This is a genomic window from Proteus genomosp. 6, assembly GCF_040139785.1.
GTDB lineage: Bacteria > Pseudomonadota > Gammaproteobacteria > Enterobacterales > Enterobacteriaceae > Proteus.
The window spans coordinates 1-14,182 of record NZ_JBEEVJ010000010.1; the positions used below are offsets into that span (position 1 = coordinate 1).

Consider the following 14,182-nt stretch of genomic DNA (forward strand, 5'->3'; position numbering starts at 1 on the left):
GTCGTTAGCTCAGTCGGTAGAGCAGTTGACTTTTAATCAATTGGTCGGGCGTTCGAATCGCCCACGACCCACCATTTAATAATAAAGCGGGCGGTTAGCTCAGTTGGTAGAGCATCTCCCTTACAAGGAGGAGGTCGTTGGTTCGAGCCCAATACCGCCCACCACTTCTTTATTCCTTCGTTATAATTTCTTCTTTGTTCTCCCTAGTACTTCTCAAAAACAAGCAACAATAGTTATTTTGTTTTTAATACCTGTGTTATTGCCGTTTAGTTGCATTCTTTTAAGCCTTAATTGTTTTTTCTATATCTGTTGTTTTATCATCTTGCTCATACATGCCCCGTTCATGACCGCATATCTTTACTCACATGCTTTCCTAATCCTTGTATTGGCATATACCCTATACCCAAGGCAATACTTAGCGGCTTATTTTGTTCCTTTGGTGCTATTCGTTTCTAAGGCTGTTTTAACTTGCTATTGCATTGTGTTTTCTGTGAAAAGTGATCATTAGTCGGTTTCTTTATTACGCTTTTTTACATTCTGTTATGTTTTTATCATTTAAAGTGGAGGCGCTTAAAAAGAAAATCACTCTTCTATTGTTAAGTTAATCATTTGGGATGAGGGGGCTCAGTAGAAAGTATGTATTTATTTTTAAGTGGAGCTCAAATCTTGAGCCGAAAATATTAAAAAAATTATTCTAACTGAAAAAGAAAGAACTACTCTCTTTAGGCGTAGAAATAGGCATTTTCAGTTTATTAATAAAATTAAATAACCTCAGAGACACGGTTATAAATTATTTGAGCACTTTTTATGAGCAATATCTCTCATAAAATGAGTAAGTTAAAACATTTTAAATCAGCATTGAAAAATATGTGGCACGCATTTTTTTAGAAAAAATTCAGAAGATTAAAAGATAAAAATAGGGCTTTATAGTTAATACTTCTTACTTTTTATAAACTATAGGATAGCGCTAACAAGAAGAAAGATAAAATATAATGATGTTTTATCTTCTTTATTCTTCTTTTTTAAAGATATGATAGAACGGAATATCTTATTTAACTACATGATTTAAAATAAATTAATCTTAAAATTTGATATTTATCAATTTTTTCACCATAATGAACTGGATAGTAAATGATATAAAGCAAAAAACACTTGTTTCATCATTAATTGATTTGTCCTGAAGTGGTTAATTTCATTTTTTACGAAAAATAGAGAAAATTGTGCATTTAGCAGGAATATAAATTATATAAAAATATTAATGTTTATTTTGCCCTAAGAATAACTCTTATATGGAATAGGTGTGATTACTTAGGACGTAAAAAGATTAATTTTTGTTTTTTTTAACAAAATTAGATCATGCTAAAGGCGATATTTAATAGTTCATTCCCTCGTTAATTTGGCTTAAGATGCGATGATTACACTATTTTTGTAATGCATCAAATACGGGTATTTGAGTGAAAAAGAAAGAATAGTATTTTATGCTCATAAAAAGAATGGTTTTTATGGTAATAAGCATAATCTTCAAATAACTTACTGATAAAACAAAAATATTTATATTCACATTCACCTTTTTTCTATTTCATAAAGAAGATTTTTAATCTAATTGAAAATTAAAATAAGTTATTCATTAATAAAAATTCAAAAAAAATGCGTAATTAAATCTATAATTTTTTATTCTGGAGTAATAAAGAATTGTGGATCTTGAAATATATTTAGTTGAAAGAGTAAGGGTTTATGCTTATATAAATTAATTAACAAATGTTTAAAATGAGATTTATATCCATATTTCAATGTAATGCATGTAATTCATTGAAATTAAAGTGTAATATTGACTTTTTTATAAACTCATCAGATTTCATTGATATTGCTTAAGCTATTTAATAAAAATAAGAAAATCGTTACCTTTATGAGGTTAATTTATTATTTTAAATAAATTAGACTGATATAAGTTGATTTATTTTTACACAATTCAAACAATCACACTTTAAATTAAGCTTGTAGTAGATAATAATTCTAATTAATGAGTAAAGTTTAAGGAAAAAAAAGCGTAATTTTATAAATAAAATATTTTAAATGCATGAAAATAAAGGAAATATACCATTATCCTAGGTATTCTTTACTAGTGTGAGTAAATCATTGTGCTTGCACTGTCTTTTTTCGACTAGTTGAAAGTGTTTAAATGCGTAGTATATTATTTACATATGATAAGTCATGTTATGAATTGTAATATTTCTTATCTACTAAAAATAATATTTTATTAAAACAAAAAGGTGTCCTCGATAGTATATATTTTTATATATTATTACGCAGGAACACACCATTATAAAATTAGATATCAATCAAAGTGAAAAGCGAGAACAATATTATGAGTAGCAAGTATCCAGTCGCTTATGCAGTTGGACAAAAAATTAAGTCATTAAGAAAATCTCAAGGTTATACTGTATTTCAGTTAGCAAAAGAGATTGATATTAGTGAACAACAGTTATTTCGTTATGAGCGTGGTGTAAACCGTATTGATATTGATTGCTTAGTTAGAGTACTTGAAGTACTAGGCGTTAATATTGGTAGCTTCTTTGAAGAAGTAACAGGTGGAATAGCTCAAGAAACTGAGCGTAATGAACAACATATTCCAGCTCATTTCGATAGCAAGGCTCTTTCTATCTTCTAATAATATTCTTAAATTAGAAAGTAACTCATTTTAGAATAACTAAATTGAGTAAGATAATTCTTATATGTAAGTGTGTCTCTCTGGTTAGTTAATAATAAGAATTTTCTTAATAGATGAAATAAAGCCTCTATATGAAACCAATGCCCTTATTAGGGCATTTTACGTATATAGAGAATGAGAATTTTTAATTTTAAGAAAAAAAGAATAATTTTATTACAAATGAACTGAGAATTTCATACTTAGAGAAATATATTCTCGTATTTATTTGTATGAGAAAAAAACAGCTAATTAATACTTGTTTAGAATAAGCTTCCCATAAAATTACCTCTTATATTACCCACCACGATTTCACCTCCTGATAACATTTTTGAAGCTATTAAACGGATAACTTATGCCTTTTATACCAATAAATTTAAAAAGAATGAATTTTAATATGATTAAGACAAAATGTGTGCGTTGGAGGAAATACGTTATTAGATCAAAATTTAAGTATTTATCATTAAATGACTATCTATGGATAATAGTAGTTAATATCACATTGGGATGGGCTATTGTTGCCTCTTCGCTGTGAATATGAAGAGACGGTAACAGTTAGTCTTTGAGAGGTTTAAACATTAATGTGACAGCAGGACTTAATCCATTTTCGGTATGATTTGATCCACCAGCACGATAAGCTGTTTGATAACCAATTGCTGCACTCATTTGCCAATCTTCATGATACCCATCGCAAATGCAATGTATATCATTGCATAAATATTTATATAGCGAGAGTGGGCGCCGACTATACACCGAATAACATGTAAATAAAATGATATATTTGCTAATAATAAAACTATAAAATTATTTCTGAATTAAGATCAAAAAAAATGCCCGTTCAAACGGGCATTTTAGGAAATGAAACGTAACAGAAGGAATATTGAGAAATTAATGCTCTGTTTTTTCTGCTATGGAACCATGATCATCATGTTTCTGGTGACGGTGATGACCATCGATCATGCTACGGAATGTTTGAGTGAAAGTATCACCCAGTGTACATAAGTAGAAGTGTGCACAAATAAACATTAATGCCACTATTCCTAATACTAAGTGTGCTTTTAGCATCCAATAGCCATAACCGAGGACTTCAGGATATAAACATAATAATCCAGTAACAAGTAACAGTGGCACTAAACCAAACATCACACCTAAGTAAGCGAGTTGCTGAAGTGGGTTAAATTTATCAGTTTCAGTTGCTGCGAAAGGATGTGGTTCACCTTTCATTATACCGTAAAGATAAAAGCGAGCTTGTTTGATACAACGACCAATTAATCCGCTAAATCTTACTTTGTAATGCACACCGTTACTGGTTGTTAGATTGATAAAAATAAAACCAATCCAGAACGCGATAAGTACAAAACCACAGATCTTATGTAATAGCACCATTGAAGTGACATTTCCAATAGAGAAATGCCCTAAAAATCCGCTTAATAGTAATAGGATAAACAGTAAAGCATTACCCCAGTGCCAAAAACGAATTGCTTTAGAATATAAATAAACTCGCTCTTCTTCATAATGACCAGAGTGTTTTGGTGCAAGGGCATAGCGTAGTAAGCCATGAATAACTAATACTGCTATCATAGCAACGATTAATAAACCAGCTGCCATTAACCATACAGGCCAATAATCTGGCGTATAATGGAGTTCTGCTCCCCAGATACTAGTCATGCTTTATCTCCCTGATGGATTTCTTTACGACGGAATAAACTTGGTTTTCCGACATTATCTAATTGGTATTGATAAACGGATTTTTGTTTGATCCAAGCCTGAATTTCAGGTGAGTCGATGCGACCAAAAGCAAGTGCATCTGTTGGGCATACCGATACACATGCAGGTAATTCACCCTCAGATAATCGAGTATCAGAACAGAAGTTGCATTTGTCTGCGATATGCGTCATCGGATTGATATAACGAACATGGTAAGGACAAGCACCAACACAGTAATCACAGCCGATACACAGCTCTTTTTTCACCTGAACTATACCATTCTCATCAATAAAAGAGGCACCAGTAGGACACACAGAAACACAAGGTGCATCCTCACAATGCTGGCAAGAAACACGGAAAAATTGGTAATGTGGGTTACCCGCTTCGTCGTCATGAGGACCTTGAATTTGGACTTGAAGTCGGCTAAATCCTTCTGGAATGTCATTGATGACTTTACACGCAACAGTACAAGCTTGGCAGCCAATACAACGTTTCTCATCATGTAACATGACAAATTGTTTATCATTATTGTTCATCGTTATTTTTTTCCTTAAGCCCGACTAATTCTGACACCTGATGTATGCACATCAGTACCTGATACAGGACTAATTTCATGAGGTAATAAGTTGCCACAGTGAACGCCTGTTGTAGTCGCTGCTGTTTTCGCACCTGCTTTTGCACCTGATCCCATATAAACAAATACGGTGTCAGGGCGAATGCCTTCAGTGATCAAAGCATGTGCTTTTTCTTTGCCTATACTGTTTTCCAGAATGATTTCATCACCATGTTTAATTCCATGATTTTTAGCTGTTTCAGGGTGTAGCCAAACTGGGTTTTCCCACATTAATTCAGCTAATAATGGTACGTATTGTGTTGCACCATTAGTATGAACGGCGACTTTACCTTGGATAAAATAAAGCTCGTCTTTTTCTTTTAATGGGAAGTTGTGGAAGCGTGGAATACCATAGTTTTCTAAACGGCTTTCTAATTCTTCAGAGTAAATTTCAATTAAGCCACTTGGTGATTTAAATGAGAGAGCTTTTTCCATCATATCATTGTCATCAACATGCTTAATCGCATCAGGATATTGTTCTACGAACGCTTTAACATAGGTAGGTTCACGTAATAGCAATGGAATACCATAAGATAAATAGCCTTTTTTATGGATTTCTTTATACAGTGCCTCATCGCCATTAACTTGATACAACTGACGAACTCCCATATTTTCCCAAGGAAAATATTGGCTTAGACCTAATTTTTTACCTAGTTCCATCCAAATTAACCAGCTTGGTTTTGTATCGCCAATAGGTTCAACAACTTGCTGGCGTAAGGCATAAGCAGGATTTAGCCCTGAAACATCAGAAATCTCTTCATCACGCTCTAAATAAGTGGTTTCAGGTAACAGATAATCTGCATAAGCAGCACTTTCACTTAAATACACATCACAGCTAACAATTAAATCTAATTTCTGTGCTGCTTTTTCCAACTCTGGACGACAACTGACCGTTTGGAATGGATTATGACGAGACATAATCCATGCTCTTGTTTGATACGGCACACCTTCTAAAGTTGAATCAATAATGGACTGAACAATACCACCACCTTTATTGATGTATTTGAACTGAGGTGCTGTTGCATCAATGCGTTTTGCGGTAATTTCAGGCATACCTTTAACGCTTGGTTTCGCTAATTCAGGAGCAACATTAATGCCTGCTAATTTATTATATTTTGAAGCTGCTTTTTTCTGATACATACCGCCTTCACGTTCAATATTGCCGAGTAAGGCATTGAGGGTGAAGATCATTCTGCGCATATTGATTTCTTCTTTATTAAAGGTTGCGCGGTGACCAGGCATAATCAGTGCATGAGGTGCTTTTGCTGCTATTTCGCGTGTGATACGAACAATATCTTCAGCGGGAACATCAGAATGTGCTTGAGCCCATTCAGGTGTTGTATCTTGTAAAACGTCTTTTAATTGTGGGAAGCCAACGGTAAATTTCTCAATAAAATCTTTATCGTAAAGATCTTCTTTAATAAGAATATGGCTCATTGCCATTAAAACAGGTAAATCCCCGCCAGGGCGGATTGCGAACCACTCATCTGCTTTACTTGAAACGACAGATAAACGAGGATCAAAACTGACTAGTTTTGCACCACGCTCTTGGGCGCTCATTAGTTCGTGTGTTTCAGAGACTTCAATACCTTCATAAAGGTTATGACCGAAAGAGATAATATACTTAGAATTTGCTAAATCCATCGCAAGATCGCCACCCATCATCACTGATGCTGCAATGGCTTTACCCGCAGGGCAAGTCGATGCGTGTGTAAACGTGTTCGGTGAACCAAATGCGGCTGCCAAATGGAAAAGGTGAGAAGAGAGTGAACCTGATTTAGATGAAAAAGAGATACTTTCTGCACCATAATTTTGTTTTATGGCATTCATTTTTTCTGCAATTTCTTGATAAGCTTGTTCCCAGCTTATTACTTCCCATTCACCAGCACCTCTAGGGCCTTTGTGTTTCATGGGTTTGACAATCCGGTTTGGATCATTAACTAGGCTAACGCCACTTCCACCTCTTGCACAAACTCGGCTACTTTGGTGTTCCGCATTTCTATTTCCTTGGATAAAAACGGTCTTGTTGTTAACAACCTGAGCTTCTATCGGACAACGATAAGAACACATTTCACACAGGCTAGGTGTTAATTTTGACTGACCCTTAAGAGAATCTACAGGATTAAATGCAAGTGCACCTGGTGGTAAACTACTCACGGTACAACCCACACATCCTATTCCCATCCCCTTAATAAAAGAACGACGACTAATACTCATATAACCTCCAGTTTCTTCTTATAGCTAAATATTATATACAGACAGTTAAATAAATATTTGAAGGCGTCTCCATTTTATTAATCCATAAGTGATGACTTGGTTGTAAATAATAAATAATAGAGAATAAGACGTTAATAAATGTCACTAAATAATTTAACTAAAATAGACAAAATCAAATGATAATTATTTTCCTCCATTGGATACTATTATAAAAGTTTGGAGAAGAAATAGGAGATTTTAAGGGATATAACAGTTGTAGATTGTTCTTTTAAATTCACTAGCTTATATTATCAATCTATTTTATTAAAGTGTATTTAAAATATATGATTAATAATAATTTAAATTTGACAAAAAAGCCTATCGATATATAATTATTTATATATCGAAAATTCGTTATATTGTAATTAATTTGTTATTTAAAAATCAGAATAAATAATATTTTTTATTTTGTTTAAATCCAGTTTCTTCTTAAATTATTTTCTTTTGAAAAACAGCTAACTTATTATTTTGATGATAAATACAAATAAAAAAGAAAAATAAATTGGTGATTAATAATACAAAAAAGGCTCAGTAAAACGTGAACAAACTGATGCTAAATACGAGACAATTTATAAATTATTGTTCATTATGTTTAAATATTAATTAATGATATTAATAGTTATGGAACTGTATCGTGATTGTCAAAAAGAGATATTTTTTGTTTTATGTGTCTTAATATCATTAATGCTAAGTGAAGGTGCGTAGGAAAAAGATAAGGTGAAATGTTAAAAAATGGCGATTTTTTGAATACTAAAAACCACCATTTGCCACTATTTTATGTGTAGCCATTATTGTTTTTTTCGTTGTTTATTGCCTTTGTCTCTTCATAGAAGAAAGGATTTAAAACAGCATGACAATCAAAACAAGACTCAGTAACAGAGGATAGACTCTTGCATGCCATTTGTCGGGAATACGAGATAAAAAGCGTTCAGAGATCTTCAAGCCAACCCAAGTGCTACAAATCAGAATAAGTGCAGCTTTTAGCCAAATATAACCAATAAAACCAGATTCACTATTTAAAGGTGACGTAAAAGAGAGGGCGACATAAGTGAATGTTGCAGTGAGTGCTAAAGGTAAGGTTAATGCATTGGCGATTGCTGCTGATTGTGCCATTGGTGTTCCTCTACGGCGCAATAAAGGTACTGTCATCACACTTCCACCAACCCCTAGAAAAGCGGCAATAATACCAATTACTGTACCATTAATGCTTTCTTTTGCTTTGGTCACTTTTTTTGAGTTGTGAGTAGGAGCCATAAAACCGGGGCGAAAATAGCAGTCTAATATAGTGACAAAAAGATAACCAATAAAGATCCATTTGATCCACACACCTTCAACTGTTAAGGCGAGAAGAGCACCTAAGATCCCACCAAAAGCGATACCAATAAACAAAATGGACATGATATTCCAATCAAGCCTTTTGGCCTTATGGTGTTTAATGGTTGTGACTGTCGCAGAAAACAACATAATTAATGCAGAGGTAGCAACTGCGATTTGCATAGCATGTTCAGCAGGTAAACTGTCTATTCCCCAGAGTGTAAGAATAAGTGTATAGAGTAAGGGAACAGTGACAAAGCCACCGCCAAAGCCAAATAACCATGTTGTGATGCCTGAAATTAAACCAAAAGAAATCAGCCAGAGTGTCATTTCAAATCTCCTGTTGAGTCAGGAGATTAACAATATAGAATAAAATGATGGCTTACCCACGCGATAATGACAAATTTATACGAATTTAGGACAATTTAAATATTATGCGTAATATCGATATCAACAGTGTGGATAACCTTCCTCGTGATATTTTAGCATTAGGCTCTGATTATCCTTATGACACATTACTTGAAGCTCACCATCATCGACGAGCTCAATTTTTATATGCCCCTAATGGGGTAATGAAAGTTAAAACAGAAGATGGTCAATGGATTGTATTACCTTACAGTGGCGTGTGGATCCCAGCAGAAAAGGTACATCAAGTGCTGATGTTGGGGAGTAGTACTTATAGTCTCTATATTGAGCCTAATAAAATTCCTCGTCACTCAGAATATTGTGAGGTTTTACAAGTTTCCCCTCTGCTTCATCAGCTATTACTTTCGGCCAATGAACTTCCTTTACTTTATGATTTAGGTGGACGAGATAGTGCATTATTGACTTTGCTTTGTCATGAATTAGCTCATGCTAAGCCATTGCCTTATTTTACACCATTACCGCAACATGCTTTATTAGATGAATTGTGTACTGAATTTATGTCACAACCTAATATTCGCACGACACCAGAAATGTGGGCTGAAAAATTAAATAAGAGCCTACGTACTTTTACCCGTCTTTTTCATAAAGAAACGGGTCTTTCTTTTCGAGACTGGCGTCAAAAAGCGTGTTTAATGTATGCGTTAACCGCTTTAAAGAGAGGTGATTCAGTTACTGAAGTTGCTTTAGAACTGGGTTATGAAAATCCGAGCGCCTTTAGTGCGATGTTTAATAAAGAGATGGGATATTCACCGAAATTGTTTTTAAAACAACTGAAAGAGTTTTAATAGAACAGACATATATAAGAACAAACCATAATCATTGATGCTGATATTTATCAGATGGTTTTTAAGCCAAATTACATTGTTCAAAAAAGAAACAAAAAAATTCCTTCCAATATCAGTGCGTTAAAACTTGATTAATAGAGAGTGAGGGGGGTAGAATATAGCCCGTCCATAAGTTGTACTTAATTTTATTACGTATGTTCCCTTAGTTAAATGGATATAACAAGCCCCTCCTAAGGGCTAGTTACAGGTTCGATCCCTGTAGGGAACGCCATCTATTACCCATCCTGTAAATTTAAATATTATTCCTAGAGCAGTGTTTATCAGTTCACGCTATTATCACCCTTGTTTTACTTCTTCGTTCAATCACCAATAATATATTTAGGTTTTTATATGGACATAAAATCAATTAATGATATTCGATATCTGTAATTTTTATTTATTACTTATTTTTTTCTACTGGTGGGGTGTAACTCTAGGCTAATTGATATTCTTGTACCTCCTGAAAATTTCTATCAAGTTTCAGAAAAAGTTTATCGTTCAGGACAGCCAACACCGGGTGAAATGAAATGGTTAGAAGCCCAAGGCATCAAAACGATTATTAACTTACGCGAATATCATAGTGATAGTGATGATGCAAAAGGGACACAATTAGAAACCTTCCAAGTAAAAATGAACGCTAATAGAATTACTGATAAGGACGTTATTGAGATATTGCGTAAAATAAATAGCACGTCTGATCCTGTATTTTTTGTTTAAAAAATAAATTACTGCTAGATTTTATTTAGTCTATTTATAAGGTTTATTTTTATGTCATATTATACAACTTTTCCAGCAATTATTATTACCATCACTTAGTGGTGGTAATTGATTGTATTTAAGAACTCTCCTGATGAGCGTTTTTTTTATTTAAATTCCTTATCTGGCTTAAAGATAAGGAGAGGAATATTTTCACTACTGAAGAATTGGAACAATATACCCAATTGCTAACGCAATTAATAACCAATGCAGACCAAGCTGTTACTGACGAAAATCTTGAGTATTTAGTGAATTTTTATACTGAAAATGGCACGTTAGTGGTTAAAGATGATTTTCATATTTCTGGTAAACCTTCACTAAAAAAGCATTTTTCATACTTAGATCCAGAAGAGCCATTAGCGATAAAAGAATATAATTAAATCACACCATGTATTTTTATATTAGCCTAATAATATTGGGCTAATATTTTAAATCAGCTCGATAAGGTAATCACAAAACCCGAATTATCTTATAAGATCAAAACCTAATAAAAGTACCACTTATCATGCATTGACAGTATTATGTGTAGAGTTTATGAATATGCGAACTATGATGCTGCTCATCATAAGATAATTAGCGGAGAACATTATGAAGTATCGCCTGTGCGGTGTTGCTCTTTCAGTCGCCTTACTTTCAGGATGTGCAAGTACCCCTAATAATGGGGAGGGGCGCTCTGACCCATTAGAAGGGTTTAACCGCCAGATGTTTGATTTTAACTACTATGTTTTAGACCCCTATATCTTACGTCCAGTTGCCGTTGTTTGGCGTGATTATGTGCCACCACCAGCAAGAAATGGCTTATCTAACTTTTTAGGTAATTTAGAAGAGCCTGCAAGTATGGTAAACAGCGTATTGCGTGGTGACTTTGAAAAAGGTGCAAAACATTTTGGTCGTTTCTGGATTAATACCGTTTTTGGTATGGGCGGTTTAATAGATGTTGCTGGCATGTCTAAAGAGACGATGGAAAAAGAAGTCCCAATGCGATTTGGTAGCACATTAGGGCATTATGGTATGGATTATGGCCCTTATGTTGTTGTTCCGGGCTATGGTAGCTTTACTGTCCGTGAAGAAGGTGGTGATTGGGCTGATTTAACGTATCCTATGCTGAGCTATTTAACATTTTGGATGTCGGCGGGTAAATGGGCATTAGAAGGCATTGAAACACGAGCACAATTGCTCGACTCTGATGCAATTTTACAAAACTCGTCTGATCCTTATCTAATGATGCGTGAAGCCTATTTCCAAAGTAATGACTTCCAAGCGGGTACAGTAAAAGAAAACCCTAATGCGAAAGCCATCGAAGATGACTTAGATTCCATTGACTAACCTTTGCTGTTAGTTTTATGTATAAATAAAAAAAATGGTCTTAAAAAAGACCATTTTTTGTATAAAAATACAGTGAAAATTAAAAACGGTAGTTAAAGTTCATACCGTATAACCATGCTTTACCTGATGATTCAAATTCATAAGCAGGCAATGGTAAATCTTCAGATAATTTCTCTTTGATTGTGACTTTTTTACCGTGCATATACGCTAAGCCTACATCAACAGACATATCTTTATTAAATGCATAAGTTGTACCAGCACTTAACCAGAAGCGATCTTGGTCTGGAATGGAAATAGAACGTTTATCCGCGGGAACTGGGCTATCATCAAAGGCAATACCGGTACGGAATGTCCAGTTATCATCGTGATAATAGGTTGTACCTAAAGCCACACGCCATGCATCACGGAAGCCTTCTTCTTTCTTAAACAGTTGTTGACCATCGCTCTTACGTGTTGCTCTTAACTCTTCAAACGCACTCCAACTGGTGTAAGCGAAGTTATAGTGAACAGCCCATTTTGGTGCAACACGGTGGTAAGCTGCAAATTCCCAAATTTCAGGTAGGTTAAGATCCAGCTTACCTTTAATGGTTTCGCCGTTAGTGCCGACAATTCCCATTCCTTCGAGTTGTGGAATAGGGCGCAAATCACTTTGATATTCACCGTCTTTAAATTTCACTTTTACTTTAGAGCGATAAGTGAAGCTAATACGGTTACCTTCATCAAATTCGTATAATAGACCTGCGTTCCAGCCAAAGCCCCATGCATCACCTTTTAACTGAGCAAAGCGATCGCTAGGAGATAAGCTTGATAAATAACCACCTAATTGTTCCATGCCAGGCTTTTGAGATAATGCGCCACCTAACACTTTACCCGCTTCACCAACATGACGAGTAATTTCCGCATCAGCGTAAAGAGCATTTAACCCTAAACCTACGCTAAATTGGTTATTTACACGGTAACCTGCACTTAAGTTTAAGTTCATGGTTTTCAGATCAGTTTTACCGCCGATAAGTCCTGCAGGATAATCGTTAGGGAAATCTGTCGCTAAACCAAAGTTTGTTGTACCTGATGCGCCAATGGCCCATTTATCATTGATGGGTGCTACAAAGTGGATATTAGGTACTAATGCACTTGGTGCGATATCTTTTGCAGTGGTATCAGTACCTGTTAGAGGGGATTTACCTTTAACATCAACGCCTGGGTTAATGAGAATAGCACCGACAGAAAATTCGGGGCGATCAAACATAGTCAGTGCAGCTGGGTTTCGGCTACCTACGCTTGCGTCATCGGCAATAACGCCTTCCCCTGAAAATGCACGCCCTAGTGCTGAAGTTGAATATTCATTTAACTGAAAACCGGCAGCGCCTGCTTGAGAGGAGATTGCTCCTACAATGGCAGCTAGTGCTGTGCGAGTAAACAGGTTTTTACGGTTCATGACCTAAACCCTCATAATTTTTTTAAGTTAGTAACTTCTGATTAGAAGCGCTGGATTTTAGGTGCGGTTGTCGTTATGACAAATCAGACCAGTTGATTAAGTATAAAGTTGATCACCCTAAATGTTGCAAGTATGTTTTACAAATATTTCCATTTTGATTCAATAATTGGGATTTGGTTAACATATTTTTCACAAAATATCCCAATAAAGATGTTTTTGATTGTTAAATAAACAGAAAAATCAATTATTTTTGTAAAATTGTAATAAAATTTGAGCTAAAGCAGTTTATTTTATTTTTTTATGATTATGATAGATAATTAACATTTCTTTCGTTGGGAGACTAAAATGGCAGACGCAATTAATCGTTGTAGTGCAGAAGAAACCGCTGCTTGCTGTTGTGTAGATGTGGGTACTATTATTGACAATAAGAATTGCACAGCGTCATATCAGCATGTCTTCGCTGATAAAGTACAGGCGCAAGCAATGTTAGATCAACTTAGTGCAAAAGCACAATCTATCGCTTCAGAGCCTTGCAAAATTAATCAACAATTTGCTGATGTTGATGGTGGTGTTCAACTAACCGCTGATTTTACATTCTCTTGTGAAGCAGAAAACCTAATTTTCCAGCTGGGATTACGTTAATCCTCTGAAATTAATAGATTTAAGGCTGTTGAAATTCAACAGCCTTTTTTATCTCTCTCGATCACACCATTATCTTTTCTATCATTATTGTTAAGTTTCAGACATTTCATCGAAATATTGAGCGCTAACTCCCACTTCTCGTAAAATGACGTTTCTGAAAAGTGAAATTTTTGTTAACA

Annotated in this window: 11 protein-coding genes and 2 tRNA genes; 8 read left to right on the top strand and 5 right to left on the bottom strand. The window is 34.6% G+C overall.

Annotated elements, in window-relative coordinates:
- Positions 1–88: 88 nt before the first annotated feature.
- Positions 89–164 (top strand) — tRNA-Val (locus ABN212_RS13005).
- A gap of 2,201 nt (positions 165–2,365) precedes the next feature.
- Complete coding sequence (locus ABN212_RS13010) at positions 2,366–2,668, top strand: helix-turn-helix domain-containing protein (RefSeq protein ID WP_196533856.1); 303 nt, start codon at positions 2,366–2,368, stop codon at positions 2,666–2,668.
- Between the two features lie 924 nt (positions 2,669–3,592).
- Here ABN212_RS13010 and phsC read toward each other — a convergent pair.
- From phsC to ABN212_RS13030, 4 genes are all read right to left on the bottom strand, one after another.
- Positions 3,593–4,372, bottom strand: a complete 780-nt coding sequence (gene phsC, locus ABN212_RS13015; RefSeq protein WP_109370939.1) for a thiosulfate reductase cytochrome B subunit — start codon at positions 4,370–4,372, stop codon at positions 3,593–3,595.
- On the bottom strand, positions 4,369–4,947 hold the full coding sequence (locus tag ABN212_RS13020) for a 4Fe-4S dicluster domain-containing protein (protein WP_198625808.1): 579 nt from the start codon (positions 4,945–4,947) through the stop codon (positions 4,369–4,371). The genes phsC and ABN212_RS13020 overlap by 4 nt, the downstream gene beginning before the upstream one ends.
- Before the next feature lie 14 nt (positions 4,948–4,961).
- On the bottom strand, positions 4,962–7,241 hold the full coding sequence (phsA, locus tag ABN212_RS13025) for a thiosulfate reductase PhsA (RefSeq protein ID WP_198632661.1): 2,280 nt from the start codon (positions 7,239–7,241) through the stop codon (positions 4,962–4,964).
- Positions 7,242–8,120: 879 nt separating this feature from the next.
- Positions 8,121–8,924 carry a sulfite exporter TauE/SafE family protein gene (locus tag ABN212_RS13030; RefSeq protein WP_198625806.1) on the bottom strand — a complete coding sequence of 268 codons (804 nt, stop codon included), beginning with the start codon at positions 8,922–8,924 and terminating at the stop codon, positions 8,121–8,123.
- A gap of 104 nt (positions 8,925–9,028) precedes the next feature.
- Here ABN212_RS13030 and ABN212_RS13035 point away from each other — a divergent pair, with 104 nt between their 5' ends.
- From ABN212_RS13035 to mlaA, 5 genes are all read left to right on the top strand, one after another.
- Positions 9,029–9,805, top strand: a complete 777-nt coding sequence (locus ABN212_RS13035; protein WP_109370937.1) for an AraC family transcriptional regulator — start codon at positions 9,029–9,031, stop codon at positions 9,803–9,805.
- A gap of 196 nt (positions 9,806–10,001) precedes the next feature.
- Positions 10,002–10,076: transfer RNA gene (locus ABN212_RS13040), tRNA-Arg, on the top strand.
- A 188-nt stretch (positions 10,077–10,264) separates the two neighbouring features.
- Positions 10,265–10,561 (top strand): fused DSP-PTPase phosphatase/NAD kinase-like protein, encoded by a 297-nt coding sequence (locus ABN212_RS13045; protein ID WP_198619747.1) that lies wholly within the window; start codon positions 10,265–10,267, stop codon positions 10,559–10,561.
- Positions 10,562–10,785: 224 nt separating this feature from the next.
- The gene (locus ABN212_RS13050; RefSeq protein ID WP_198619748.1) at positions 10,786–10,980 is read left to right on the top strand and encodes a hypothetical protein; all 195 of its coding nucleotides are present in this window, start codon (positions 10,786–10,788) and stop codon (positions 10,978–10,980) included.
- Positions 10,981–11,188: 208 nt separating this feature from the next.
- A complete protein-coding gene (gene mlaA, locus ABN212_RS13055; protein WP_109370934.1) occupies positions 11,189–11,926 on the top strand; it encodes a phospholipid-binding lipoprotein MlaA in 738 nt (245 codons plus the stop codon).
- Between the two features lie 79 nt (positions 11,927–12,005).
- On the opposite strand, the gene fadL is transcribed toward mlaA, so the two are convergent.
- Positions 12,006–13,361: a long-chain fatty acid transporter FadL gene (gene fadL, locus ABN212_RS13060; protein WP_198625804.1), complete on the bottom strand. Its 1,356-nt coding sequence runs from the start codon at positions 13,359–13,361 to the stop codon at positions 12,006–12,008.
- Positions 13,362–13,706: 345 nt separating this feature from the next.
- Here fadL and ABN212_RS13065 point away from each other — a divergent pair, with 345 nt between their 5' ends.
- Positions 13,707–14,003, top strand: coding sequence for a YfcZ/YiiS family protein (locus ABN212_RS13065; protein ID WP_006533378.1), 297 nt, complete (start codon positions 13,707–13,709; stop codon positions 14,001–14,003).
- The last annotated feature ends 179 nt before the right edge of the window (positions 14,004–14,182 follow it).